Source organism: Citrobacter sp. 50677481 (assembly GCF_001463265.1).
GTDB lineage: Bacteria > Pseudomonadota > Gammaproteobacteria > Enterobacterales > Enterobacteriaceae > Citrobacter_A > Citrobacter_A sedlakii.
Map to the genome: position 1 here is coordinate 96,557 of NZ_LNHZ01000015.1, position 26,306 is coordinate 122,862.

The 26,306-nt window shown below is 56.8% G+C and carries 27 protein-coding genes; 14 read left to right on the forward strand and 13 right to left on the reverse strand.

Annotated features, from left to right (window positions below; translation table 11 throughout):
• The first annotated feature begins 24 nt into the window (after positions 1–24).
• From hycB to hycI, 8 genes are read left to right on the forward strand one after another with little or no spacing between them, the layout of a single operon-like run.
• Positions 25–636, forward strand: coding sequence for a formate hydrogenlyase subunit HycB (gene hycB / locus APU02_RS04680; protein WP_012907204.1), 612 nt, complete (start codon positions 25–27; stop codon positions 634–636).
• On the forward strand, positions 633–2,459 hold the full coding sequence (hycC, locus tag APU02_RS04685; RefSeq protein ID WP_060569410.1) for a formate hydrogenlyase subunit 3: 1,827 nt from the start codon (positions 633–635) through the stop codon (positions 2,457–2,459). Before hycB ends, hycC begins: the two co-directional genes overlap by 4 nt.
• A 2-nt stretch (positions 2,460–2,461) precedes the next feature.
• A complete protein-coding gene (locus tag APU02_RS04690) occupies positions 2,462–3,385 on the forward strand; it encodes a respiratory chain complex I subunit 1 family protein (RefSeq protein ID WP_060569411.1) in 924 nt (307 codons plus the stop codon).
• 17 nt (positions 3,386–3,402) lie between these two features.
• Positions 3,403–5,112, forward strand: a complete 1,710-nt coding sequence (gene hycE / locus APU02_RS04695; protein ID WP_042288622.1) for a formate hydrogenlyase subunit HycE — start codon at positions 3,403–3,405, stop codon at positions 5,110–5,112.
• Between the two features lie 9 nt (positions 5,113–5,121).
• On the forward strand, positions 5,122–5,664 hold the full coding sequence (gene hycF / locus APU02_RS04700; RefSeq protein WP_060569412.1) for a formate hydrogenlyase subunit HycF: 543 nt from the start codon (positions 5,122–5,124) through the stop codon (positions 5,662–5,664).
• Positions 5,664–6,431, forward strand: coding sequence for a formate hydrogenlyase subunit HycG (gene hycG / locus APU02_RS04705; RefSeq protein WP_042288616.1), 768 nt, complete (start codon positions 5,664–5,666; stop codon positions 6,429–6,431). The genes hycF and hycG overlap by 1 nt, the downstream gene beginning before the upstream one ends.
• On the forward strand, positions 6,428–6,838 hold the full coding sequence (locus APU02_RS04710) for a formate hydrogenlyase maturation HycH family protein (protein ID WP_060569413.1): 411 nt from the start codon (positions 6,428–6,430) through the stop codon (positions 6,836–6,838). The genes hycG and APU02_RS04710 overlap by 4 nt, the downstream gene beginning before the upstream one ends.
• The gene (gene hycI, locus APU02_RS04715; protein WP_060569414.1) at positions 6,831–7,301 is read left to right on the forward strand and encodes a hydrogenase maturation peptidase HycI; all 471 of its coding nucleotides are present in this window, start codon (positions 6,831–6,833) and stop codon (positions 7,299–7,301) included. The genes APU02_RS04710 and hycI overlap by 8 nt, the downstream gene beginning before the upstream one ends.
• 150 nt (positions 7,302–7,451) lie before the next feature.
• Here the strand turns inward: hycI and APU02_RS04720 are convergent, their stop codons facing one another.
• The 3 genes from APU02_RS04720 to ascF all read right to left on the reverse strand — a co-directional run bounded on the left by APU02_RS04720 (position 7,452) and on the right by ascF (position 10,754).
• Positions 7,452–7,691, reverse strand: coding sequence for a SymE family type I addiction module toxin (locus APU02_RS04720; protein WP_042288608.1), 240 nt, complete (start codon positions 7,689–7,691; stop codon positions 7,452–7,454).
• 161 nt (positions 7,692–7,852) lie between these two features.
• Positions 7,853–9,277 (reverse strand): 6-phospho-beta-glucosidase, encoded by a 1,425-nt coding sequence (locus APU02_RS04725; protein WP_060569415.1) that lies wholly within the window; start codon positions 9,275–9,277, stop codon positions 7,853–7,855.
• Between the two features lie 22 nt (positions 9,278–9,299).
• Positions 9,300–10,754 (reverse strand): PTS cellobiose/arbutin/salicin transporter subunit IIBC, encoded by a 1,455-nt coding sequence (gene ascF, locus APU02_RS04730; RefSeq protein WP_042288601.1) that lies wholly within the window; start codon positions 10,752–10,754, stop codon positions 9,300–9,302.
• 265 nt (positions 10,755–11,019) lie between these two features.
• Between ascF and APU02_RS04735 the strand changes: the two genes are divergently transcribed.
• The 3 genes from APU02_RS04735 to hypF all read left to right on the forward strand — a co-directional run bounded on the left by APU02_RS04735 (position 11,020) and on the right by hypF (position 15,108).
• A complete protein-coding gene (locus APU02_RS04735; RefSeq protein WP_060569416.1) occupies positions 11,020–12,033 on the forward strand; it encodes a LacI family DNA-binding transcriptional regulator in 1,014 nt (337 codons plus the stop codon).
• 145 nt (positions 12,034–12,178) lie between these two features.
• Entirely contained in the window at positions 12,179–12,724 is a 546-nt protein-coding gene (gene hydN / locus APU02_RS04740) for an electron transport protein HydN (protein WP_042288595.1), read from the forward strand.
• A gap of 140 nt (positions 12,725–12,864) precedes the next feature.
• Entirely contained in the window at positions 12,865–15,108 is a 2,244-nt protein-coding gene (hypF, locus tag APU02_RS04745; RefSeq protein ID WP_060569417.1) for a carbamoyltransferase HypF, read from the forward strand.
• 103 nt (positions 15,109–15,211) lie between these two features.
• Here the strand turns inward: hypF and norW are convergent, their stop codons facing one another.
• A complete protein-coding gene (norW, locus tag APU02_RS04750) occupies positions 15,212–16,345 on the reverse strand; it encodes an NADH:flavorubredoxin reductase NorW (protein WP_060569418.1) in 1,134 nt (377 codons plus the stop codon).
• The gene (gene norV, locus APU02_RS04755) at positions 16,342–17,787 is read right to left on the reverse strand and encodes an anaerobic nitric oxide reductase flavorubredoxin (protein ID WP_060569419.1); all 1,446 of its coding nucleotides are present in this window, start codon (positions 17,785–17,787) and stop codon (positions 16,342–16,344) included. Before norV ends, norW begins: the two co-directional genes overlap by 4 nt.
• A 187-nt stretch (positions 17,788–17,974) precedes the next feature.
• Here norV and norR point away from each other — a divergent pair, with 187 nt between their 5' ends.
• The 3 genes from norR (at position 17,975) to APU02_RS04770 (ending at position 20,380) form a co-directional block, all read left to right on the forward strand.
• Positions 17,975–19,492, forward strand: a complete 1,518-nt coding sequence (norR, locus tag APU02_RS04760; protein WP_060569420.1) for a nitric oxide reductase transcriptional regulator NorR — start codon at positions 17,975–17,977, stop codon at positions 19,490–19,492.
• A 118-nt stretch (positions 19,493–19,610) separates the two neighbouring features.
• Complete coding sequence (locus tag APU02_RS04765) at positions 19,611–20,063, forward strand: STM2901 family protein (RefSeq protein ID WP_060569421.1); 453 nt, start codon at positions 19,611–19,613, stop codon at positions 20,061–20,063.
• Positions 20,063–20,380, forward strand: a complete 318-nt coding sequence (locus APU02_RS04770) for a DUF1493 family protein (RefSeq protein WP_060569422.1) — start codon at positions 20,063–20,065, stop codon at positions 20,378–20,380. Before APU02_RS04765 ends, APU02_RS04770 begins: the two co-directional genes overlap by 1 nt.
• 21 nt (positions 20,381–20,401) lie before the next feature.
• Here the strand turns inward: APU02_RS04770 and APU02_RS04775 are convergent, their stop codons facing one another.
• The 8 genes from APU02_RS04775 to srlA all read right to left on the reverse strand — a co-directional run bounded on the left by APU02_RS04775 (position 20,402) and on the right by srlA (position 26,273).
• Positions 20,402–20,884, reverse strand: coding sequence for an Hcp family type VI secretion system effector (locus tag APU02_RS04775; RefSeq protein WP_060569423.1), 483 nt, complete (start codon positions 20,882–20,884; stop codon positions 20,402–20,404).
• A 425-nt stretch (positions 20,885–21,309) separates the two neighbouring features.
• A complete protein-coding gene (gutQ, locus tag APU02_RS04780; protein WP_042288584.1) occupies positions 21,310–22,275 on the reverse strand; it encodes an arabinose-5-phosphate isomerase GutQ in 966 nt (321 codons plus the stop codon).
• A complete protein-coding gene (gene srlR / locus APU02_RS04785; protein WP_042288582.1) occupies positions 22,268–23,041 on the reverse strand; it encodes a glucitol operon DNA-binding transcriptional repressor SrlR in 774 nt (257 codons plus the stop codon). Before srlR ends, gutQ begins: the two co-directional genes overlap by 8 nt.
• Positions 23,042–23,109: 68 nt before the next feature.
• Positions 23,110–23,469 (reverse strand): transcriptional regulator GutM, encoded by a 360-nt coding sequence (gene gutM / locus APU02_RS04790; protein ID WP_042288578.1) that lies wholly within the window; start codon positions 23,467–23,469, stop codon positions 23,110–23,112.
• Between the two features lie 105 nt (positions 23,470–23,574).
• The gene (gene srlD, locus APU02_RS04795) at positions 23,575–24,354 is read right to left on the reverse strand and encodes a sorbitol-6-phosphate dehydrogenase (RefSeq protein WP_042288575.1); all 780 of its coding nucleotides are present in this window, start codon (positions 24,352–24,354) and stop codon (positions 23,575–23,577) included.
• A gap of 10 nt (positions 24,355–24,364) precedes the next feature.
• Positions 24,365–24,727 carry a PTS glucitol/sorbitol transporter subunit IIA gene (srlB, locus tag APU02_RS04800; protein WP_042288572.1) on the reverse strand — a complete coding sequence of 121 codons (363 nt, stop codon included), beginning with the start codon at positions 24,725–24,727 and terminating at the stop codon, positions 24,365–24,367.
• Positions 24,728–24,738: 11 nt separating this feature from the next.
• Positions 24,739–25,713, reverse strand: coding sequence for a PTS glucitol/sorbitol transporter subunit IIB (locus APU02_RS04805; RefSeq protein ID WP_060569424.1), 975 nt, complete (start codon positions 25,711–25,713; stop codon positions 24,739–24,741).
• The gene (srlA, locus tag APU02_RS04810; RefSeq protein WP_042288566.1) at positions 25,710–26,273 is read right to left on the reverse strand and encodes a PTS glucitol/sorbitol transporter subunit IIC; all 564 of its coding nucleotides are present in this window, start codon (positions 26,271–26,273) and stop codon (positions 25,710–25,712) included. Before srlA ends, APU02_RS04805 begins: the two co-directional genes overlap by 4 nt.
• Positions 26,274–26,306: the final 33 nt, after the last annotated feature.

Consider the following 26,306-nt stretch of genomic DNA (forward strand, 5'->3'; position numbering starts at 1 on the left):
TGACTATCACCTGAGGAATGCCTGGTGAATCGTTTTGTAATTGCTGACTCCACGCTCTGTATCGGCTGCCACACCTGTGAAGCCGCCTGTTCAGAGACGCATCGCCAGCACGGCCTGCAGTCTATGCCGCGCCTGAAAGTGATGCTTAACGAAAAAGAATCTGCGCCGCAGCTGTGCCACCATTGTGAAGACGCGCCCTGCGCCACCGTGTGTCCGGTTAACGCCATTAACCGGGTGGATGGCGCCGTACAGCTTAATGAAAGCCTGTGCGTCAGCTGCAAACTGTGCGGCATCGCCTGCCCGTTTGGCGCCATTGAATTTTCCGGCAGCCGACCGCTGCACATTCCGGCGAACGCGAATACACCAAAAGCGCCGCCCGCGCCACCCGCGCCGGCTCGCGTCAGCACGCTGCTGGACTGGGTGCCTGGCGTACGGGCTATCGCGGTGAAGTGCGATCTGTGCAGCTTCGACGAACAAGGCCCGGCCTGCGTGCGGATGTGTCCGACCAAAGCCCTGCATCTGGTAAATAACATGGATATCGCCCGCGCCAGCAAACGTAAGCGTGAGCTGACCTTTAACACCGATTTCGGCGATCTCACCTTGTTTCAGCAGGCTCAGAGTGGGGATGCAAAATGAGCGCAATTTCATTAGTCACCAGCGGCGTGGCCTGGTTCGCCGCCGCCGCGGTTCTGGCATTTCTGTTTTCGTTTCATAAAGCGCTGAGCGGCTGGATCGCCGGGGTTGGCGGCGCGGTCGGCAGCCTGTGTGCGGCTGGCGCGGGTTTTACGGTGCTCATCAGCGCAACTGCCGTCAGCGGCCTTATGCCGGCGATCGGTCATAGCGTACAAATCACCCCGCTGAATGCGATCTGGCTGATCACCCTCGGACTGTGCGGACTGTTCGTCAGCCTCTATAACATCGACTGGCATCGTCACCCGCAGGTTAACGCTAACGGCCTGTTGGTGAACCTGCTGATGGCGGCGGCAGTTTGCGCGGTGGTGGCCAGTAACCTCGGCACACTGGTGGTGATGGCGGAAATTATGGCGCTGTGCGCTGTGTTCCTGACCGGATGCAGTAAAGAGGGCAAGCTGTGGTTTGCGCTGGGGCGTCTCGGTACGCTGCTGCTGGCGATCGCCTGCTGGCTGGTGTGGCAGCGCTACGGCACGCTGGAACTGCGTCTGCTGGACGTGCGCACCCAGACGCTACCGCTGGGCTCGGATATCTGGCTGCTTGGCGTCATCGGCTTTGGCCTGCTGGCAGGGATTATTCCGCTGCACGGCTGGGTGCCGCAGGCGCACGCAAACGCCAGCGCGCCAGCCGCGGCGCTGTTCTCTGGCGTGGTCATGAAGGTCGGACTGCTGGGCATCCTGTCGCTGTCGCTGATTGGCGGCAACGCGCCGCTGTGGTGGGGCGTTACGCTGCTGGTGCTTGGGATGATCACTGCTTTTGTCGGTGGTCTGTATGCGCTGATGGAACATAACATCCAGCGTCTGCTGGCTTACCACACGCTGGAAAACATCGGCATTATCCTGCTCGGTCTTGGCGCGGGCGTCACCGGCATTGCACTAAATCAACCAGCGTTAATTGCGCTGGGGCTGACCGGCGGGCTGTATCACCTGGTCAACCACAGCCTGTTTAAAAGCGTACTGTTTTTGGGGGCTGGTAGCATCTGGTTCCGAACCGGTCACCGCGACATTGAAAAGCTGGGCGGCATCGGTAAGCGTATGCCAGTCATTTCTGTCGCGATGCTGGTGGGGTTGATGGCGATGGCCGCGCTGCCGCCGCTGAACGGCTTCGCAGGCGAGTGGGTGATCTATCAATCCTTCTTCAAACTGGGTAACAGCGGGGCCTTTGTGGGTCGCCTGCTGGGGCCGCTGCTGGCGGTTGGCCTGGCGATTACCGGCGCGCTGGCGGTGATGTGTATGGCGAAAGTGTTTGGCGTCGCCTTCCTTGGCGCACCGCGCACTAAAGAAGCGGAAAACGCCTGCTGTGCGCCGATCCTGATGGGCGTAAGTGTGGTGGCGCTGGCGATTTGCTGCGTGCTGGGCGGCGTCGCCGCGCCGTGGCTGCTGCCGATGATCGCCACAGCCGTTCCGCTACCGCTGGAAACGGCGAACACCACGGTTTCACAACCCATGATCGCACTGCTGCTGATCGCCTGTCCGCTGCTGCCGTTCATCATCATGGCAATGTTTAAGGGCAACCGCCTGCCGTCACGTTCGCGCGGTGCGGCGTGGGTCTGCGGTTACGATCATGAGCAGTCGATGGTCATTACCGCGCACGGCTTTGCCATGCCGGTGAAGGAGGCTTTCGCGCCCGTCCTCAAACTGCGCAAATGGCTGAATCCGGTTTCGCTGGTGCCGGGCTGGCAGAACGCGGCGGCGCCGTTGCTGTTCCGTCGCCTGGCGCTGATTGAACTGGCGGTACTGGTGGTGATTGTGGTTTCACGAGGAGCCTGAGAATGAGTGTCTTATATCCGTTAATTCAGGCGCTGGTGTTATTTGCCGCTGCGCCGCTGTTGTCCGGCGTGACCCGCGTGGCGCGCGCCCGTCTGCACAATCGCCGCGGGCCGGGCGTTCTGCAGGAGTACCGCGACATTATCAAACTGCTCGGTCGACAAAGCATCGCCCCTGCCGACTCCGGCTGGGTGTTTCGTCTGACGCCGTTTGTGATGGTTGGCGTGATGCTGACTATCGCCACCGCGCTGCCGGTGGTGACCGTCGGTTCGCCGCTGCCGCAACTGGGCGATCTGATCACCCTGATTTACCTGTTCGCCATCGCCCGTTTCTTTTTCGCCATCGCCGGTCTGGATACCGGCAGTCCGTTCACCGCCATCGGCGCCAGCCGTGAAGCGATGCTCGGCGTGCTGGTGGAGCCGATTCTGCTGCTGGGGCTGTGGGTCGCCGCGCAGGTGGCGGGTTCCACCCACATCAGCAATATCACCGATACGATTTACCACTGGCCTGCGGCCCGCAGTATCCCGCTGATCCTCGCGCTGTGCGCCTGCGCGTTCGCCACCTTTATCGAGATGGGCATACTGCCGTTTGACCTGGCGGAAGCGGAGCAGGAGCTGCAGGAAGGCCCGCTGACGGAATACAGCGGTAGCGGCTTTGCGGTACTGAAATGGGGCATCAGCCTCAAGCAACTGGTGGTGTTGCAGATGTTCGTCGGCGTGTTCCTGCCGTGGGGACAAATGGAAACATTCAGCATGGGCGGTCTGCTGCTGGCGCTGGTGATTGCCGTCGCTAAGTTGTTCATCGGCGTGCTGGCGATCGCCCTGTTCGAAAACAGCATGGCGCGTTTGCGTTTTTGCGCCACTTCCCGCGTGACTTGGGCCGGTTTTGGGTTTGCGTTTTTAGCGTTCGTCTCCTTGCTGGTGGCGTGATTGAAGAGAGTTTGAGCATGTCTGAAGAAAAATTAGGTCAACACTACCTTGCGGCGCTGCACCAGGCTTTTCCTGGCGTGGTGCTGGACGAAGCCTGGCAGACCCGAGATCAGCTCACCCTTACCGTGAAGGTGAATTACCTGCCGGAAGTGGTTGAGTTTCTCTACTATAAACAGGGCGGCTGGCTCTCGGTCTTATTCGGTAATGACGAACGCCAGCTGTGCGGGCATTACGCGGTTTACTACGTGCTGTCGATGGAGCAGGGCCAGAAGTGCTGGATCACAGTGCGTGTGGAAGTGGACCCGAACAAACCGGAATATCCGTCTGTTACGCCGCGCGTGCCCGCTGCCGTCTGGGGCGAGCGCGAAGTGCGCGATATGTACGGGCTGATCCCGGTCGGCCTGCCGGATGAGCGCCGTCTGGTGCTGCCGGACGACTGGCCGGACGAACTCTATCCACTGCGTAAAGACAGCATGGACTATCGCCAGCGCCCCGCGCCGACGACCGACGCTGAAACCTACGAGTTTATCAACGAGTTGGGCGACAAGAAAAACAACGTGGTGCCGATCGGCCCACTGCATGTCACCTCTGACGAGCCGGGACACTTCCGCCTGTTCGTCGATGGCGAAAACATTATCGACGCCGACTACCGTCTGTTCTACGTCCACCGCGGCATGGAAAAGCTGGCGGAAACCCGTATGGGTTACAACGAGGTGACTTTCCTTTCGGATCGCGTGTGCGGTATCTGCGGTTTCGCTCACAGCACCGCCTACACCACTTCCGTTGAAAACGCGATGGGCATTCAGGTGCCGGAACGCGCGCAGATGATCCGCGCCATTCTGCTGGAGGTGGAGCGTCTGCACTCCCATCTTCTGAACCTCGGTCTGGCCTGTCACTTCACCGGGTTTGACTCCGGCTTTATGCAGTTTTTCCGCGTGCGTGAAACCTCCATGAAGATGGCGGAGATCCTCACTGGCGCGCGTAAAACTTACGGTCTTAATCTGATCGGCGGAATTCGTCGTGACCTGCTGAAGGACGACATGATCCAGACCCGTCAACTGGCCCAGCAGATGCGTCGCGACGTACAGGAACTGGTGGATATGCTGCTCAGCACGCCTAACATGGAGCAGCGCACCGTGGGTATCGGTCGTCTTGACCCGGAAATTGCCCGCGACTTCAGCAACGTCGGCCCGATGGTGCGCGCCAGCGGTCATGCCCGTGATACCCGCGCCGATCACCCGTTCGTTGGTTACGGTCTGCTGCCGATGGAAGTCCACAGTGAGCAAGGCTGCGACGTGATTTCTCGTCTGAAAGTGCGTATTAACGAGGTTTACACTTCGTTGAACATGATCGACTTCGGCCTGGACAACCTGCCGGGCGGCCCGCTGATGGTGGAAGGGTTCACCTACATTCCGCACCGCTTCGCGCTGGGCTTCTCGGAAGCGCCACGTGGGGATGATATCCACTGGAGCATGACCGGCGACAACCAGAAGTTGTACCGCTGGCGCTGCCGTGCGGCAACCTACGCTAACTGGCCGACCCTGCGTTACATGCTGCGCGGCAACACCGTTTCCGACGCGCCGCTGATTATCGGTAGCCTCGATCCTTGCTACTCCTGTACCGACCGCATGACCGTGGTTGATGTGCGCAAGAAGAAAAGCAAGGTCGTGCCGTACAAAGAACTTGAGCGCTACAGCATTGAGCGTAAAAACTCGCCGCTGAAATAAGGAGTCGCCATGTTTACCTTTATCAAAAAAGTGATTAAAACCGGCGCGCCGACGTCGTCTTATCCGCTGGAGCCGATTGCGGTTGATAAAAATTTCCGCGGCAAACCGGAGCACAACCCGCAGCAGTGCATTGGCTGCGCGGCCTGTGTTAACGCCTGTCCGTCGAATGCGCTGACCGTTGAAACCGATCTGGCCACCCATGAGCTTGCCTGGCAGTTCAACCTCGGACGCTGCATTTTCTGCGGGCGCTGTGAAGAAGTCTGCCCGACGGCGGCGATCCGGCTTTCTCAGGAATATGAACTGGCGGTGTGGAAAAAAGAGGATTTCCTGCAGCAGTCTCGCTTTGCGCTGTGCAACTGCCGCGTATGCAACCGTCCTTTCGCGGTGCAAAAGGAGATCGACTACGCCATCGCCCTGCTGAAGCATAACGGCGACAGCCGTGCGGAGCATCACCGTGAAAGTTTTGAGACCTGCCCGGACTGCAAGCGTCAGAAATGCCTGGTGCCGTCCGACCGTATTGAACTGACTCGCCATATGAAAGAGGCCAGCTGATGAGCACATTATTAGGCCCACGCGACGCCAACGGCATTCCGGTGCCGATGACGGTGGACGAATCCATCGCCAGCATGAAGGCGTCGTTACTGAAAAACATCAAGCGTTCGGCTTACGTTTACCGCGTGGACTGTGGCGGCTGTAACGGCTGCGAAATAGAAATTTTCGCCACCCTGTCACCGTTGTTTGACGCCGAACGCTTCGGCATCAAGGTAGTTCCGTCGCCGCGCCATGCGGATATACTGCTGTTTACCGGCGCGGTGACCCGCGCGATGCGTTCTCCTGCGCTGCGCGCATGGCAGTCCGCGCCGGACCCGAAGATTTGCATCTCTTATGGCGCTTGCGGCAACAGCGGCGGGATTTTCCACGACCTGTACTGCGTCTGGGGCGGTACCGATAAAATCGTGCCGGTCGATGTCTACATTCCGGGCTGTCCTCCCACCCCTGCGGCAACGCTGTACGGTTTTGCGATGGCGCTGGGGCTGCTGGAGCAAAAAATCCATGCGCGCGCACCGGGGGAATGTGACGAACAGGCGGCGGAAATTTTGCATCCTGACATGGTGCAGCCGCTGCGTGTGAAGGTGGATCGCGCGGCGCGGCGGCTGGCGGGTTACCGTTATGGGCGACAGATCGCCGACGATTATCTCAACCAGTTAGGTAAAGGAGAGCATCAGGTGGCGCGCTGGCTGGAGGCGGAAAACGATCCGCGCCTGACTGAGATCGTTACCCATCTGAACCAGGTTGTTGAGGAGGCTCGCATCCGATGAGTGAAACGGTGGTGTTCAGTCAACTGAGCCGTAAGTTTATTGATGAGAACGATGCAACGCCCGCCGAGGCGCAGCAGGTTGTCTATTACAGCCTGGCGATTGGTCACCACCTGGGGGTCATCGACTGCCTGGAGGCGGCGTTGACCTGCCCATGGGATGCGTATCTTGCATGGATTGCCACGCTGGAAGCAGGCAGCGAAGCTCGGCGGAAAATGGAAGGGGTGCCGAAGTACGGCGAGATCGTGATCGATTTTAATCATGTGCAAATGCTGGCGCGGGCGTTTGACAACGCGCTCGCGCGGCAAACTCCGCAGCAGCAGGTGTGGAGTAAACAAATGCTCGGCATGTTGCATGATATTCACCAGGAAAGCGCCATTTATCTGATGGTGAGGAGGCTGCGTGACTGATGTTTTATTGTGCGTCGGTAACAGTATGATGGGCGACGATGGCGCGGGTCCGCTGCTGGCGGAGAAATGCGCTGCCCAGCCACAGGGAGGTTGGGTCGTGATTGACGGCGGTAGCGCGCCAGAAAACGACATCGTGGCGATCCGCGAGCTGCGACCGGATCGCCTGCTGATTGTCGACGCGACCGATATGGGACTGAATCCTGGAGAGATCCGCGTTATCGATCCTGATGACATCGCCGAAATGTTCATGATGACCACCCATAATATGCCGCTGAACTATCTCATCGACCAGCTCAGAGACGATGTCGGCGAAGTGATATTCTTAGGCATTCAGCCGGATATCGTCGGCTTTTATTATCCGATGACCCAGCCGATCAAGGATGCGGTGGAAACCGTCTATCAACGCCTTGCCGGATGGGAAGGGCACGGCGGTTTCGCTCAGCTTGAGACGCAGGAGGCGTGATTTCAGGCGACTGAAAACGCGAAAGCACATTGCCGGATAGCGCTGTCAGCGCCTGATCCGGCAAACGGTTCTCCATCAATTCAGTGCGTCAGGCGGATAAGCGAAACATCATCAGGCTTCTGTGGTTGTCTCCGCGCTATGCCGTGCTCTTTACTCTTTCGCCTGCTCAATAATCAGTTTTCCGTGCATTACCGCCACATTAACGATCGTTCCGGTGGGAAACCCCGCCTGTTCCAGCCAGTCTCCGTTGATGGTCAACGATGCGTGCCGACTGTAGCGCCGCGTATTACCGGTTTTACGATCTTCATGCCGCTTGCGGACATAGCTGACCTTTAAGCGACGAAACGGTTTACTGATTGCGGCATTATGCGTGTCAGTTTCAAACGTCATAAACGATTCCTTGTTACCACGGTGGATGTGATTACTGTATAAAATGCCAGTAAAAATGCGTCGGGGCAAACCTGAAACTGGAAGGCGGATTCCGTAATTTAAATGCAAGAGATGTAACGAAAGGGAAGGAACTGCCGGATAAGGGTCATCCGGCAATCTGGTTACGCCAGGTCTTCGCCGTTGCTGGCAATCACTTTTTTGTACCACCAGAACGACTTTTTACGGGTTCGTTCGAGGGTGCCGTTTCCGGCGTCGTCGCGGTCGACGTAGACAAAACCGTAGCGCTTGCTCATCTCACCGGTCGACGCAGACACCAGGTCAATGCAGCCCCAGGTGGTGTAGCCCATCAGCGGTACGCCATCCTCAATGGCGTCGGCCATGGCGCGGATATGTTCACGCAGGTAACTAATACGGTAATCGTCGTTAATTTCACCGTTCACACCGATTTCATCTTTGGCGCCGAGGCCGTTTTCCACCAGGAACAGCGGCTTCTGATAGCGGTCATACATCATGTTCATGGTGATGCGCAGACCGAGCGGGTCGATGCCCCAGCCCCAGTCACTGACCTGAAGATAGGGGTTGCGCAGCGATTTAACCACGTTAGCCGCACGGGTGTTTTGCGTGTTCATCTCCGCCGACGCACAACGCGAGGCGTAGTAGCTGAACGACACAAAATCGACGGTATTTTTCAGGATCGCATCATCTTCCGGCGCTTTCTCAATCACCACGCCTTTCTCACGAAACACGCGAGCGGAATAAGCCGGGTAGGCGCCGCGCGCCTGTACGTCGATAAAGAACAGGTTTTCGCGGTCTTTCTCCAGCGCCATCCATACGTCTTCCGGTTTGCAAGAGTAAGGATAAAAATTACCGCCCGCCAGCATACAGCCCACCTGGTTCTGCGGGTTAATGTCATGGGCTATTTGGGTCGCCAGCGCGCTGGCGATCAGCTCATGATGGGCGGCCTGATATTTCACCTGATCCGGATTCTCGCCTTCTTCAAACACCAGACCGGCCCCCGAAAAGGGACTGTGCAGCATGATGTTAATTTCATTGAAGGTCAGCCAGTATTTCACCAGACCGTCAAACGCTTCAAAGCAGGTGCGCGCGTAGCGGGTGAAGAAGTCCACCATTTTGCGGTTGCGCCACGAGCCGTATTGCGTGACCAGATGCATTGGCACGTCGAAGTGGCAGAGAGTGACCAGCGGTTCGATACCGTACTTTTTACATTCGGCAAAAACGGCGCGGTAAAAGGCAATTCCCTCTGCGTTGGGCGTCAGTTCGTCGCCGTTCGGGTAAATGCGGCTCCAGGCGATCGAGGTGCGAAAAACGGTGAAGCCCATTTCCGCCATGAGCGCAATATCCTCTTTGTAGCGATGGTAAAAGTCGATCGCCTCATGGCTTGGGTAAAACTCGTCATTCCGCAGTTCGAAACGCTTTTCCAGACCCAGCTTAACCGGCATGCGATGCTCGCCGTGCGGGATCATATCCACGGTGGCCAGCCCTTTGCCGCCTTCGCGATACGCCCCTTCAGACTGGTTAGCGGCGAGTGCGCCGCCCCATAAGAATCCTTGCGGAAATACAGACATAGTAAACCTCAGTTAATGCCAGTCAGACGCTGGCCTCTTTTGCAGTGTTCGGTTGGGCGCCGTGGTGTTTCCGCGCCTGCGCGGCAGCGTCTTCAACGGGGAGGTCTTCAAAGCCGAGCAGTAGCGTCAGCACGAATGACAGCACCACCGCCAGCGCCATGACGCCAAACACCCAGACAATGGTCATCGGATTGGTGGGATCAAAGAACTGTACGCTGGTAAACAGGCCCGGCGCCGCCATGGAGTGGCTGGCGAGCCCCGCCATACCGGCGACCGCGCCGCAGATAAAGCCGCTAATGAGGCTTGCGATCAGCGGACGTTTCAAACGTACCGCCACGCCGTACAGCGCCGGTTCGGAAATGCCCGCCATGATGGCGGAGGCGGCAGCGGCCAGCGCGGTCTGGCGCAGCTCCGGGTTTTTAGTTTTCCATGCCACGGCAAGGGAGGAGCCGCCCAATGACAGGTTCGCGCCGATTTCAGAGGGCATCACCATGCCTTCTTTGCCCGTTTCGGCGATGGTCTGAATGATGGTCGGCGTGAAAACGCGGTGCATCCCGGTCATCACCAGCAGCGGCCAGAGCGCCCCCATAATGGCGACGGAGAGCCAGCCAAGATAGCCGTGAATGGTGTAGACCAGCGCAGAGATCGCGCTTCCGATCCAGATCCCAATCGGCCCGATCAGGACGATAGCGAGCGGGGCGGCAATCAGCACGATCAGCATCGGTTTAAGGAAGTTTTTGGTGACCGCAGGCGTAATGCGATCGACCCAGCGTTCGATGTACGACAAGCACCAGGTCATCACCAGCGCCGGGATGACCGTATAGGTATATTTCACCGCCGTGACCGGGATCAGGGCAAACTCCACATGCTCGCCCTGCGCCGCTTTCGCCATCAGGTCGATAAAGCTCGGATGCACCAGCACGCCCGCAATTGCGATGGCCAGCGACATATTGGTTTTGAATTTGATGGCGGCGGACGCGGCGACCATCAGCGGCAGGAAGAAGAACGCGCCGTCGCCAATCACCGTCAGAAGTGTCAGAGTGGAGGAGCCTTTCTCCAGTACGCCAGTCATCTCAAGGATCATGGCCAGCAGTTTCAGCATCGATCCGCCGATAATCGCCGGGATCAGCGGCGACATGGTGCCGATCAGCGCATCAAGGATCCCCGCGCCTATCCGCTTCAGCGTCAGTTTCGGTTTCCCTTCGGGTTCTGCGGGCTGCATTTCGCCCGGCAGCAGGCTGACGACGTCGCGATAAGCCTGGGACACGGTATTGCCGATGATCACCTGGCACTGGTTGTCACTGCGAACAACACCGAGTACGCCGCTGATGGATTTCAACGTGGCGCCGTCAACCTGCGAATCATCTTTGATCACGAAACGCAGGCGCGTCATGCAGTGCGTCACTGCGCTGATATTGTCGACGCCGCCCAGAGCCGTCACCACGGCGCGCGCCAGCGCTGCATAGTTTTTTGACATAGGATTTTTATCCTGTTTTATCAGTAGGGTACGTTTAATTTATGCCGTACGGTCGGGTGAGCGAGCGTCGGTTATGAAACGCTTATGAGAAACCGGTTCCACAAAATCATGAATAGTTTGTATTTATTCGGCAATAGATAAAAATTACTATTTTTCATAAATGTGATTTTTGTCACTTATGTTTTTTGCCTCTGTTTTACCATCTGGGACAACCACGCAGCGGTGCAGTACACTGCGTCACATTGCGGGAAAAGGAAGATAAAATATGACGACGATGCTGGAGGTAGCGAAGCGGGCCGGGGTGTCGAAAGCGACGGTTTCGCGGGTGCTTTCAGGGAATGGCTACGTCAGCCAGGAGACAAAAGATCGCGTGTTTCAGGCGGTAGAAGAAAGCGGTTATCGTCCCAATCTTCTGGCGCGCAGTCTGGCGGCGAAATCCACCCAGACGCTCGGCCTGGTGGTGACCAATACCCTTTATTATGGCGTCTATTTTAGCGAGCTATTGTTTCATACCGCGCGGATGGCGGAGGACAAAGGACGTCAGTTGCTGTTGGCCGATGGTAAACACAGCGCCAGGGAAGAGCGCCAGGCGATTCAGTACCTGCTGGATTTGCGCTGCGACGCGATCATGATTTATCCGCGTTTTCTCAGCGTCGATGAGATCGATGAGATCATCGATAGCCATTCGCAACCGATTATGGTGCTGAACCGCCGGCTGCGTAAAAACAGCAGCCACTGCGTCTGGTGCGATCACAAGCAAACCAGTTTCAACGCGGTGGCGGAGTTGATTGCTGCCGGGCACCGGCACATCGCCTTTATTACCGGCTCGATGGATTCGCCCACCGGGGTTGAGCGTTTGTCAGGCTATAAAGACGCGCTGACCCGACACGGTATCGCCGTCGACGAACGACTGATCGTCAAAGGCAAATGGACGCCAGCCTGCGGCGCGGCGGGGGTAAAAACGCTGCTTTCGCGCAATGTGGCCTTTACCGCGCTGGTCGCCAGTAATGACGACATGGCGATCGGCGCGATGAAGCAGCTACACGACAGCGGGCTGGCGGTACCGGCGCAGGTGTCGGTGATCGGTTTCGATGACATTGCGTTGGCGCCGTATACCCTTCCGGCGCTTTCCAGCGTGAAGATCCCGGTGACCGAGATGATTCAGGAAACCATGGGGCGTCTCATCTTTATGCTCGATGGCGGGGCGTTCACGCCGCCGAAGACCTTTACCGGTACGCTTATCCCACGTGATTCCCTGATTTCCCGCTCGGGTCAGTAAGGGTTGTCATCCGTCATCGTCATTCGTGACGATGACACCTTTCTGGTGGGCTAATTTTTATAAATTGTTATATATAACAATAAGATAAAAACTGGCATGATTTGTGAATGCTCAGGCGCACGAACTGTCATTGCTGGAGAAATTGATGAACCGTTTCATCATTGCAGACGCCAATAAATGCATTGGTTGCCGTACCTGTGAAGTGGCCTGCGTGGTCTCCCATCAGGAAAACCAGGACTGCGCGTCCCTGACCCCTGAAACCTTTTTACCCCGCATTCATGTCATTAAAGGCGTAAATGTTTCTACCGCGACGCTGTGCCGCCAGTGCGAAGACGCACCCTGCGCCAATGTCTGCCCGAACGGCGCCATCAGCCGCGACAAAGGCTTTGTTCACGTGATGCAAGAGCGCTGCATTGGTTGTAAAACCTGCGTGGTGGCCTGTCCGTATGGCGCGATGGAAGTGGTCGTACGTCCGGTTGTTCGCAACAGCGGAGCAGGGCTGAATGTTCGTGCGGAAAAAGCGGAAGCCAACAAATGCGACCTGTGCCATCACCGCGAAGCGGGACCGGCGTGTATGGAAGCCTGCCCGACCCATGCGCTGATTTGCGTTGACCGCAATAAGCTCGAGCAGCTCAGTGCGGAAAAACGTCGCCGCGCCGCGCTGGATTCCTCTGCGTCTTTGCTGTTCTGATCGCTGAAAATCCGCGTAAAATAGTTCAGCTTTTACGCCTGATGGCGCTGCGTTTATCAGGCCCGCAAGCGCGACAATAGGTAGGCCGGAGGAGGCGAAGCCGCCTTCCGGTACAGTGCGGATCACGGTGAGAGAAGACGATGGAAACAATCAACCATGCTGGCGTAGCGCTGCGCATTCGGGGCAAAGTGCAGGGCGTTGGATTTCGCCCTTTTGTCTGGCAACTGGCGCAGCATCTGCAGTTGCATGGCGATGTCTGCAACGATGGCGACGGCGTGGTGGTGCGTTTGCTGGAAGACCCCGCAGTGTTTATCACCGCGCTTCACAAACATTGTCCCCCGCTTGCGCGGATTGACAGCGTAGAGAGAGAGCCGTTTACCTGGTCGCTGCCTCCTGCGGAATTTACCATCCGACAAAGCGCGGGCGGCGCCATGAACACGCAGATCGTGCCCGATGCGGCGACCTGCCCGGAATGTCTGGCGGAAATGAACGCGCCTGGCGAACGGCGCTACCGTTATCCCTTCATCAACTGTACGCACTGCGGTCCGCGCTTTACGATTATTCGCGCGATGCCCTATGACCGTCCTTACACCGTCATGGCGGCCTTTCCGCTGTGTCCAGCATGTGACAAAGAGTACCGCGATCCCCATGACCGTCGCTTTCACGCCCAGCCGGTGGCGTGTCCGGCCTGCGGTCCGCACCTTGAATGGCGGAGCGGCGAAGAACGTGCAGAAAAAGACGCCGCGCTGATGACGGCGGTCAACGTGCTGAAAGCGGGGGGAATCGTTGCCGTTAAGGGCATTGGCGGATTTCATCTGGCTTGCGACGCACGAAATTCCCGGGCGGTGGCCACGCTACGCATGCGTAAGCGTCGTCCGGCGAAACCGCTGGCGGTGATGTTGCCTGACGATCGCGGTCTGCCGGAAGCGGCGCGCAACGTGTTGCGCACGCCCGCCGCACCGATTGTGCTGATCGACAAACGGCACGTGGCTGCATTATGCGAGGCCATAGCCCCCGGCCTCAACGAAGTGGGAGTCATGCTGCCAGCCAATCCGTTGCAACATCTGCTGTTACAGGAACTGGGTTTTCCGCTGGTCATGACCTCCGGCAACCTTAGCGGCAAGCCGCCAGCCATCACCAATACGCAGGCGCTGGATGATTTGCAGGCCATCGCCGACGGATTCCTGCTGCATAACCGCGACATTGTGCAGCGAATGGACGATTCGGTGGTACGCGAAAGCGGTGAAATGCTGCGGCGTTCGCGCGGGTATGTGCCGGACGCGCTGACGCTGCCGCCGGGATTTCGCGACCTGCCGCCGATGTTGTGCCTGGGGGCGGATCTGAAAAATACCTTCTGTCTGGTGCGTGGCGGGCAGGCGGTTCTCAGCCAACATCTGGGCGATCTGAGCGATGATGGCATCCAGAGCCAGTGGCGCGAGGCGCTGCGCTTGATCCAGAACATCTACGACTTTACGCCCCAGAGGCTGGTTTGCGATGCCCATCCGGGTTATGTCTCCAGCCAGTGGGCTGGCGAGATGGCGTTGCCGACGGAAACGGTGCTTCATCATCACGCCCATGCGGCGGCCTGTCTGGCCGAACACGGCTGGCCGCTGGACGGCGGCGATGTTATCGCCCTGACCCTGGACGGTATCGGCATGGGAGAGGCGGGCGCGCTGTGGGGCGGCGAATGTCTGCGGGTAAATTACCAGGACTGTGAACATCTCGGCGGGCTGCCAGCCGTGGCGCTGCCGGGGGGCGATCTCGCCGCGATTCAACCCTGGCGCAATCTGCTCGCCCAGTGCCTGCAGTTTGTTCCTGACTGGCAGCAGTCGCCAGAAACCGCCGCGGCGCAGCAGCAGAACTGGCCCGTGCTAGCCCGCGCCATTGAGCGAGGGATCAACGCGCCGCTGGCCTCTTCCTGTGGTCGCTTATTTGACGCTGTAGCGGCGGCGTTGGGCTGCGCGCCCACGTCGCTCAGCTATGAAGGCGAAGCCGCCTGTGCGCTGGAAGCGCTGGCCGTTCAGTGCGACGATGTTTCACATCCGGTGACGTTACCGTTGAGCGGAAACCTGTTGGATCTGGTGACCTTCTGGCGGCAATGGCTGGACTGGCAAGCCCCGCAGGCAGAACGCGCATGGGCATTCCATGACGCGCTGGCGCAAGGGTTTGCCACGATGATGCGCAAGCAGGCCACTGCGCGGGGGATCTCCACGTTGGTCTTTAGCGGCGGCGTGATGCACAACCGTTTGTTGCGGGCGCGACTGATGGTTCACCTGTCTGATTTTAATCTGCTGTTTCCGCAGCAGCTCCCGGCGGGCGATGGCGGACTTTCGTTTGGGCAGGGCGTAATTGCGGCGGCGCGCTGGCTGGCGCGGCATAAATAAAAAAGCCCCGGGACTGCCGGGGCAAAGCAACAAGCAATAATGAACGTCCGTGTTCGTGAGGTTAATAAAGCAGGGGCATTGTGGCCGGAGGGCGCGGCAGGCGTTACGCCGGCAACGATTTCAGCAGGGCGAAGGCCTCTTTCATGCGGTCTTCGCTCACGACAAAGGCGCAAAGTTGCCCTTCCTCGTTCATCCCCTTTGCCACCATTCCGTCGGATTCCGCGCTGATCTGCCAGGCGAGATCGCGTCGCTGGGTTTCTCCGGCAAGATGCAGCGGCAGTTCCGGGGTTTTGACTTTTACCAGCATGGCGGGCAGTTTCAGCGGCGCGTTGCCGCCGAGCAGGTTTTTCGCCAGGTACATTGCGCTAAGCTGTATTGGTTGCAGGAATGGCAGTACCTGACCGTTGATTTCTGCGCAGTCGCCAATGGCATAAATATCCGCGTTGCTGGTTTGCAGACAGGTATCCACGCAGACGCCGCGATTCACGTTCACACCGGCGCGGCGCGCCAGCGCGGTTTCCGGTCGCAGGCCGGTGGCGGCAATCACGGCATCCACTTCGATGCTGCGTTCGCGATCCAGCGCGGCGCGAATACCGGTGGCGGTTTTTTCCAGACGCTGTAACTGAGACTTCAGCAGCAGATGCACGCCCATGTCGGTAAGCCGGTGCTGTAAGCGACTGCTTACTTCCGGCGGCATCAGCGAGGCGAGAAGGCTGGCGGCGTTGTCGATCAGCGTGACCGCCTTGCCCGCACGGCAAAAATCCATCGCTAATTCGCTGCCGATAAGACCTCCCCCGACAATCAGCACCCGCTGGGCGTCGCGCAACTGCGTTTCACAGGCGCGGTATTCTTGCTGGCTGTTTAACGTGAGCATTAACTCACGTCCCGGGACGGGCGGAACAAAGGCTGCCGCGCCCGTGGCAAGGACCAGCTTTTCATACTGCCATTGCGTATCCTGACTTTTCACCACGTGGGCGTCGGCATCGATGTCGGTCACCCAGGTATGCGGGAACAGGCGCAGGTTGAACTGTTCGGCAAACTCGCCCGCCGACTGGCGGGTGAGATCGTCGGCGCGTTGCGACTGGCTTATCACATGGCTGAGATCGGGTTTGTTGTACTCGTCCATGCTATCGGCGGCAATCAGGGTTAACGGGATTTCCGCGTCCTGTTTACGGATGTTTTTCACTAACTGGCGGGCGGCAAAGCCCGAACCAATGATAACGATTCCCCGGTTCATTTTGCCTCCGTCGCCAGCTCGTCGAACACGTCCTTACCTAAAGAGCATTCCGGGCACAGGAAGTTGTCCGGAACCTCACTCCACGGCGTACCCGGTGCGACGTCCTGCAGCGGCTCACCTTTTTCCGGGTCGTAGATCCACTGGCAGACGCTGCACTGCATGCAGGGGCCGAGATCGGCGGCCGCTGGGGTTTCAACTGGCGCGCTTTCTGCTGCTACCGCTTTCGGCGCGGCTTCCGGCAGCGGTGCGAGCGCCCACTGACGGGCAATGTCGCGCCCGTGCTGACGGCACAGTTCCAGCGCGTCCAGATCCGGACGCCATTTCGCCTTCAGACTCAGGGACATCTCAAAGCCGGCATCCTGCAGGCGGGTAGAGAGACGATCAACCGCGCCGCCGCTCCAGCCGTGAGAACCAAAAGCGCTGGCGCGCTTGTTACGAAAGCGCAAGCCGGTCATCTCTTCCACCAGTCCGGCGATTTTTGGCATCATCACATTATTCATCGTCGAGGTACCGACCAGTACGCCTTTGGATCGGAAGACGTTGGTCAGGATTTCGTTTTTGTCACTGCGGGCGACGTTAAAGATTTTTACCGCCACGTTTGGGTCAACTTCGTTAATCCCCTGGGCGATGGCATCCGCCATCATGCGGGTATTGTTGGACATGGTGTCATAGAAGATAGTGATGCGATCTTCCTGGTAGTCTGCTGCCCATTTCAGATACAGCTCAACGATTTGCGTGGGATTATCGCGCCAGACCACGCCGTGGGAGGTAGCGATCATATCGACCGGCAGGTTAAAGCCGAGGATTTCAGTGATCTTGGGCGTCACCAGGCGGCTGAACGGCGTCAGGATGTTAGCGTAGTAGCGTTGGCACTGTTCAAACAGTTCGGTTTGATCCACTTCATCATTGAACAGACGTTCGTCGCAGTAGTGCTGGCCGAAGGCGTCGTTACTGAACAACACCGCATCGCCGGTCATGTAGGTCATCATACTGTCCGGCCAATGCAGCATCGGGGTTTCGACGAAGATCAGCTGTTTGCCGTTGCCGATATCCAGTGTGTCGCCAGTTTTCACTACCTTAAAGTTCCATTCCGGATGATGGTGATGGCCGGTGATCGAATCGATGGCGTTGGCGGTGCAGTAGATTGGCGTGTCCGGGATCTGAGTCATTAGCTCCGTCAACGCCCCGGCATGATCTTCTTCCGCGTGGTTAATAATGATGTAATCGATATCCGCAAGGTCAATTTCACCCCGTAAATTCTGTACGAATTCGCGGCTGAATTTATGATCAACGGTGTCGATCAATACGTTTTTTTCTTCGCGAATCAGATAGCTGTTATAGCTGCTGCCGCGCAGCGTTTTGTATTCGGTGCCGTGAAAATCGCGTACTTCCCAGTCACGTTGGCCAACCCAATGAATGTTATTTTTAACCAGAATAGACATAGCAACCTCAATTAATTCAGCGTTGTTCAAAAGTGTTGTTTTGCTTATTGCAGGTTACGTGCCAACTATTTATCTCTTTGATTTTTGATGATTTGTTAGTTTTTATATTTATAGTGATAGTCAAAAAGACTATGATTAATGATGTCAATATGACATTATGTATTGTCAAAATGACAATGAGGTAGCCATGAGTTTTTCCGTTGACGTACTGGCGGGGATCGCCATCGAATTACAGCGCGGCGTCGGGCATCAGGATCGCTTTCAGCGCCTGATAACCACGCTACGCCAGGTGCTGGAGTGCGATGCTTCCGCGCTGCTGCGTTATGAGGCGCGCCAGTTTATTCCGCTGGCGATCGACGGTCTGGCGCAGGACGTGTTGGGCAGGCGCTTTACCCTGGAAGGTCACCCGCGTCTGGAAGCCATCGCCCGCGCCGGGGACGTGGTGCGTTTTCCCGCAGACAGCGATCTGCCTGACCCCTACGATGGGCTGATTCCCGGTCAGGAGAGTTTAAAAGTGCATGCCTGCATCGGCCTGCCGCTGTTTGCCGGGCAAAACCTGATCGGCGCGCTGACTCTTGATGGTATGGAGCCCGACCAGTTTGACGTTTTCAGCGATGAGGAGCTCCGCCTTATCGCCGCGCTGGCCGCTGGCGCGCTCAGCAATGCGCTGCTGATAGAACAGCTGGAAAGCCAGAATATGCTGCCCGGTTCGACGACCGATTTCGGCCAGGTAAAAGAGACGCAGATGATTGGCCTGTCGCCCGGCATGATGCAGTTGAAAAAAGAGATTGAGATTGTGGCGGCGTCCGATCACAACGTTCTGATCAGCGGCGAAACGGGTACCGGGAAAGAGCTGGTGGCAAAAGCGATTCATGAAGGTTCGCCGCGCGCGGTAAATCCGCTGGTGTATCTGAACTGTGCCGCGTTGCCGGAAAGCGTGGCGGAGAGCGAACTGTTTGGTCATGTCAAAGGCGCGTTTACCGGGGCCATCAGCAACCGTAGCGGGAAATTTGAAATGGCCGATAACGGCACGCTGTTTCTGGATGAAATCGGCGAGCTGTCGTTGGCGTTGCAGGCCAAACTTTTGCGCGTCTTACAGTACGGCGATATTCAGCGGGTTGGCGACGATCGCAGTCTGCGGGTGGACGTACGCGTACTGGCGGCCACCAACCGCGACCTGCGCGAAGAGGTGATGGCAGGGCGCTTTCGTGCTGACTTGTTCCACCGCCTGAGCGTTTTTCCGCTGTCCGTTCCCCCGCTGCGCGAACGCGGGGAGGATGCGGTGCTGCTGGCGGGCTATTTCTGCGAGCAGTGCCGGTTGCGGCTGGGACTTTCCCGGGTGGCGCTGAGCCCGGGGGCGCGAAATTATCTGCTGAACTATGCCTGGCCGGGTAACGTCCGCGAGCTGGAGCATGCGATTCACCGCGCAGTGGTGCTGGCGCGGGCGACACGGGCCGGGGATGAAGTGGTGCTGGAAGCGCAGCATTTCGCTCGCCTGGACGATGCCCCCGCTTCGCAAACAGACGTTGCGCCGGAGATGCCGCAGGCGGTTAATCTGCGTGATGCTACCGAGTCGTTTCAGCGCGAGACGATCCGTCGTGCGCTGGCGCAGCATCATCACAACTGGGCGGCCAGCGCCCGGGCGTTAGAAATGGACGTCGCCAACCTGCACCGGCTGGCGAAGCGTCTGGGGTTGAAAAGTTAGAGTACGCGCGGGGACGTTCTGGTCCGATTCACATTTTTATAGTGCTTGTTTAATACAACGGTGTATCTGGTAGTTATAAGGACTTATTGTATTGCAAGCGACTAACAGGGATGAAGAGATGGATACAGTAGAAGAACTGGGCGGCACATATTTTTATCACGGCAACGAGAACGTAACGCCAACGGAGTTATTCTGGCTTATCTTTGCGGAAGGGCTTGCAAACCATTTGGGAGTATCAGTTGAGACCGCTGCTACTATTTTGGCGGGGCTACCTCTGCTGCCTAAACGGCAGGTTTTGGGGGCGACAGGTTCTCGCACCAGCGTAGCCTCTAAACTAGCCCGTCGGATTTTCAAAGATGCCCGCTTTCCGGATGGATTGAGAGTCGAAACCACTATCGGCATGGGCAGAAAAAGTTATACAAACAAGATTGGCTCAGCAGTAGGCAGAGCCGTTCCATATGTAGGCTATGCTCAGGCAGTCATTATTTTCGCCCTTGTTGCCCAAGAGACGAGAAACAAATACAACCAGATAGCGCGGCCGAAGGATCGGATCGCATGGACCTATTTCTAATGCTATTACCTGATGAACAAGAATTTTTAAGTTACGTCACCGAGAACTACAGCGAGCGCAAACGCCCTGCTCAGAAAGAGTGGACGCTGCAGGAATACTTTAATTTTGTGCCAGAAGATCTCGAAGATATGCTCATTGACCTGTTCACCCGCTATGGCATCGAGCACAGTAATTTTAATTTGGACAACTACTTTATGCCGGAACTGTACTGGTGGCAGTGGAAGCGCAAAAAGGAATGGGTTGGGCGGCAGCTTAAATCGCTCACCCTTGAAATGATCATTGAATCCGCAAAGGCTGGCCGCTGGTTGTATGATTAAGGGGCGTTCTGCCCCATATGCTTAGACTGTCTGTCGGTCATTCCAGGAGTCAGTGAAAATAATGTTTCCGTCGTTGTGCTTCCAGGAGATTTTCTCGTAACGCATTTCCACGGTTTCCATGTGGTTCTCATTTAGGTTATTTCCTGTGGCCATCGCTGGGGAAATAGACACAATACGCACCCCTTCAAGTAACATGTTGAAGTATTCAGCTTCCATTCCGGCATCGTTAATACGGTACCATTTAATTTCTGCGGACTGGAGTTTTTGCCCGGTTGCTACGGCCTTATAGAGATAAGGGCTGGAGCAGTCGAAATCTTTTACGATGAGCATCGGTGAATGCATGCGTGTCCCGGTTACTTTGCCGGTTGCGTTGTCAGTAGGGATCATGAGGTTATGGTGAAATCCTTTAACTTCAATTGTGTAGTCCCTGTCTTTAACATCTACGCCACCTTTAATTAAAGCGCCGCCATCGTCCTTAAGCCACATATAAGCTGGGATTGGCATTTATTTCTCCTTTTTTTAGCATGCTGGAATTTGCGTACTCAAAAATATGAATCATATTTATTTTTCATGAAAGAATGTAATTTATTGATGTGAGCAATATTCATTGTTATTACTCAGAAGTAAAAATTAATTCTTCTTATTATAAACATAAGCATTAGATGCAATGCAAATAGATGTTTTCCCACAAATGTATAACCAGATTAAATTATTTGTTTTAATCTTTTAAGTTCACTTTTACAAAACTGAGGTCAATTTCAGCTAATACCTCAGCGGTAATACTGAGTATGGCCGCGGTATCTCCGCGGCGCACAATATACTGCTCAAGGACATAACAGGGTAATCCCGGTGAATCATATCCTTTAAGCCCATCAGGACATGCAAATCGCATACTCTGATGTAATTTGCAGCCTGAAAAATAAAAGCAGCTACAGGATCCCGGCCTGGTAGAAATCCTGCAGGTTGATGGCGCCGGTGAGCTTGCCGTTTTCATCAACCACCGGCGCGGCGGTGATTTTGCGTTTCATCAGGATTTCTTTGGCGTCGATAGCGCGACTGTCGGCCTGAAGCGTAATGCCATTGTGGGTCATCGCTTCGCTGACTGGCGTGGTCAGCGCGCCGCCGCCCACTAACCAGCGGCGCAGGTCGCCGTCGGTAAAGACGCCTTTGACCTGCATTTGCGCGTCACAGACGGCGACCAGGCCGAGTCCGGTACGGCTTAATTCGAGCATGGCATCCATCACGCTGGTGGACAACTGAACCTGCGGCACCGCGTCGTCGCGCCGCATCAAATGATGCACCTTATTCAGCAGACGCGCCCCGAGCGCTCCCGCCGGATGCGAGCGGGCAAAATCCTCTTCATTGAAGCCGCGCGCTTGCATCACCGCCATTGCCAGCGCGTCGCCCATCATCAGGGTGTTCACCGTGCTGGACGTGGGGGCCAGGTGCATCGGGCAGGCTTCCCGTTCGACCGAAATGTCCAGAACGGCTTTGGCCGCCAGACCCAGCGGTGAGTTCGGCTTGCCGGTCATCGCCAGCAGGGTAATGGATTTGTCTTCCAGGCGCGGGATGATCAGATCCAGCTCTTTAGCGCCGCCCGAATAGGAGATAAACAGCATCACGTCCCGGCTTTCTATCATCCCGAGATCGCCGTGTAGCGCTTCCGCCGGATGAACGAAAAAGGCAGGGGTGCCGGTGCTGGCGAGGGTTGCGGCGATTTTTTTGCCGATATGCCCGGACTTGCCAATACCCGAGACAATCACTTTGCCTTCACAGTGGATAATGGTGTTGGCAGCGCGAACAAAATCGTCCCCCAGGCGTTCCGGCAGGCGGCTGGCTTCCTGCAGTTCCAGCAGCAGTGTTTGACGGCCAGCGTTCAGTAGTGCATCACTCATTGGTTTCTCCGGTTATGATCACGTCTATCCCTTTTTCTTCCAGCGCCTGACGAAACGCCGGATCGATACCGGCATCGGTAATCAGCTTATCGACGCTCTCCAGACTGCAAACAACGTTGGGACTTTTGCGGCCAAACTTCGACGAGTCGGCCATCAATATGACTTCGCGCGCGGCGTTACACATCGCTTTGCTGACGGTGTAGACCTCGTTAAAGGTGGTGACGCCTGCGTCGAGGTCAATGCCGTCGGTGCCCATAAAGAGTTTATCAAAACTGAACTGCTCAAAGGCGTTCTCTGCCAACTGACCGTGAAATGACGCAGATTTTTTACGAAAGGTGCCGCCGGGCATCAGGATGGTTTGTTCGTTGTCCAGCTCTGACAAGGCGTTAACAATATGGAGGCTGTTGGTCATGACGGTGATATTGCTGAAGCGGGTGAGCATTGGCACCATCTGTAATACGGTGCTTCCGGCATCCAGAATGATCGAATCGCCATCATGGATAAACCTGACAGCCGCTTCGGCGATGCGTTCTTTTTTATGCGTATTGATCAACGTCTTGTGATCGATAGGCGGATCGGATTCTTCTTTGTTTAACACTACGCCGCCATAGGTGCGAATGACGGTACCGGCATTTTCCAGAATGACCAAATCCTTGCGAATGGTGGTGCCCGTGGTGTCAAAGTACTGGGCCAGTTCCTCAACCGAGCATTTCCCCTGCTTTTGCAAATGCTCCAGAATGGCAGCCTGACGCTGACGAGGTTTCATAGGCGTGATTACCCTGAATTGAAGTTTCGAAATGATAATTTCGCAAGCTATTAGCATTCACAACGAAATTATCCATGTTTCAGTTTAAGCGCCAATGATAGTGCATTCTGCGACAGCGGATCATGGGGAAAGATCACATCAGGCTGTAATTCATTAAGATGTTTACCCTGCAGGGCAGGAATTTTTATTGGTCTGGCGAATACTGTCAGTCCTTTCATAAACAACGTATCGGTTACGCGCTGATTTTTGTCGAGCGCGATGGCGACCACGACGCGAGGCTTAAAACGTCCGCCTGAACGTCCTACGCCAACCCGGCCTTGCAGGCATAGCTGGTCAAACGCACGGTTGAAACGGGCGATTTGCCAGCCGCCCAGTAGCAGTTGAACGCACCAGGCGATAACGGCGACGGTAATCAGTGCGGAAACCATCGTGTGCTCCTTACGTGAATGCCGGATGGCGGTGACGCCTTATCCGGCTAACAGACCCGGGGTTTGCAGGCCCGGTAAGCGTAGCGCCACCGGGCTATGTGACTATCAGAACATCACCTGTCCGCCAGTGACGTTGATTGATTGTCCGGTACAGTATGACGCTTTCGCGCTGGCATAGAACAGCAGCATGTTCAGGACATCCTGATAATCGCAGCCGCGTTTGAGCGGGACTTTATCGATATAATACTGTTCCACCTCGTCCGGCTTAATGCCAAGCTTGGTGGCGTACTGCGGCAGTAGCGACTGAAACATTGGCGACTTCAGCAGGTTGCCCAGCATCAGCGAATGTACGGTAATGCCGTATTCCGCCAGATCCAGCGCCAGCGACTGGGTTAATCCGACGCCGCCGAACTTCGCCGCGCTGTAGCCGGAATTATGCTTACTACCGACTTTACCGGACTTAGAGTTGATCTGAATAATGCGTCCCTGAATACCGTCACGAATCATCAGACGGGAAAATTCACGCGCACAGAGGAAATATCCGACCAGATTCACCTGTAATGAGCGGTCAAAATCGCCCAACTGGAAGTCACTGATAAACGCCGCTTTCGCGATCCCCGCGCTGTAGACGAGCAGATCCACGCGCCCAAAGATTTCATCCACGCCGCGAGAGAGCGCAAGAACGCTCTGTTCGCTGGTGGCGTCGGCGCCGAAGCCGTAAGCCATACCTTCACCATATTCGGCGTTGATCTCCTGCGCGACGTTGGCGGCCTTATCACTTTGAATATCGACAACCGCCACGCGATACCCTTCTGCTGCAAGCCCATGGCACAGGAACGCCCCCAGGGTTTGTCCTCCGCCAATGACAACGGCAACCTGATTCATTTTTCTCTCCTTAAGCGACAAACTTCAAAATACAGCCCGGCGCGATATCGTCCGGTACGGGGCCCGCGACGTGCACGGTGCCGGGAAATTCCGCTTCGTTCAGTCCGTCGAAGCGCAGGGTGATATGCCCCAGTTCACGTAAATTCTGCTCCGCCACGCTGCCGACGGCGGTGACCGGATAGCGATGCTGACCCAGCTCACATTGCGCGCCGGGTTGCAGCGTGCCGTTCAGTTCGCCATGGCAATGGATAAAGCAAAACTCTTCGATATCCGCCGGCGCGCCTTCGCGGAAGGTAATCAGCATCTGGTCGCACAGCGCATCCGGCGCGCTCTGGCCAATGCGGGTAATTGTGGTCTGGTAAATGACGGTCATCTCAACACCTCTTATTGATAAATAAAGCCGGATACAAACCAGGCGATCAGTACCGTTGGCGCGCCGGTCAGAAAGCGACTGACCAGTACCGACGGCACGCCGACGCGCACCGTATCCTGACGGGCTTCCGCCAGCGACAGGCCAACCGGAATAAAGTCGCAGGCCGCCTGGGCGTTAATGGCGAACAGCGCTGGCAGCGCCAGGTGCGGCGGTATATTGCCCAGACCAATTTGCACGCCGATCAGGACGCCGATCACCTGGGCGATCACTGCGCCCGGGCCGAGGAACGGCGACAACAGCGGGAAGGAGCAGATCAGCGCCAGTGTCACCAGCCCCAGCGGATGGCTGGCTAGCGGCGCCAGACCGTGGGCGATCCAGTCGCCAAGTCCCGACGCCATGATGATGCCGATGAGGGCGGAGACGAACGCCATAAACGGCAGAATGGTTTTCAGTACTGTGTCGATGGTGTCGCGACCAGACTGAAACAGAACGGCTACCGCTGAGCCCATTCCCATGCCGACTTTCGCCAGCAGGCCGTCGCTCTGTTCGGTGATCTTTTTATGGGGGTCGTAATCACGTCCCGGAGGCGTGGCGCTTGTCGGTTGCGGCGCAGCTTCTGCATCGCCGAGCGCGCTAATGTTTTCTTCTTTCACGCCGGAGACGTAAATGTCTTCGACGATGTACTGGGCCAGCGGCCCTGATTTCCCCGTGGAGTGAATGTTTACCGTCGGAATACGGCGTTTCGGGTAAATTCCGCAGCGCAGGGTGCCGCCGCAGTCAATGATCGCCACGCCAATCTCCGCTTCCGGCGGTTCGCCCTCTTTAAAGCCATCGACCGCCTGCCAGCCGGTCAGGCTTGCCAGTTTGTCGACAATCGCCGGGCGCGTGCCCGCGGTGATATAGACGATTTTTTTACCTGCGACGACATCCAGTTCAAGCGGGCCGCCCCAGCCGCCGGTGCCTTTTTCGATACGAATACGCGTCATGATGTTGCTCCTGAAAGATGCACTTTCTGCTCAAGCTGGATACCCATTTTTTTCTCGAAAATCGCGGTGGTGAGATCGGTGACCCAGCCGCGGAAGAAGTTAGTCACCAGGCCAACCAGCAGATAGCTCACCGCAAGCGGGCCGAGGGGCAGGCCAAGCGTGGTTAAACCGCTGGCGATGCCCAGATAAACGAACAGTTCGCCGGGGTTGATATGCGGAAACAGGCCGTTCATGGAGTGGCAACTGTAGGATGCCGCCGCGTAATAGCTGGGCTTGTATTTCTCTGGCATAAAACGACCAAGACTCAGGGTCATAGGGTTACAGAACACAAACGTACCGATGAACGGCAGAATCAGGTAACGGGACAGCGGATTTCCGGCGCAGCGTTGGGCAAAACGTTCTATACGCTGCTGGCCGATAAAGTTGATCAGCGCGTTCATGATGACCAGCAGGCTTATTAGCAGCGGAAGAATGCCGGTCACCATGCCGGTAAACACTTCTCCGCCTTTCTGGAACAGCCCGATGAACCACTCTGCTCCATGTGTAATGGTGTCGATCATTGTTCTCTCCTGTAGGGATTGTTGTTATCTTGC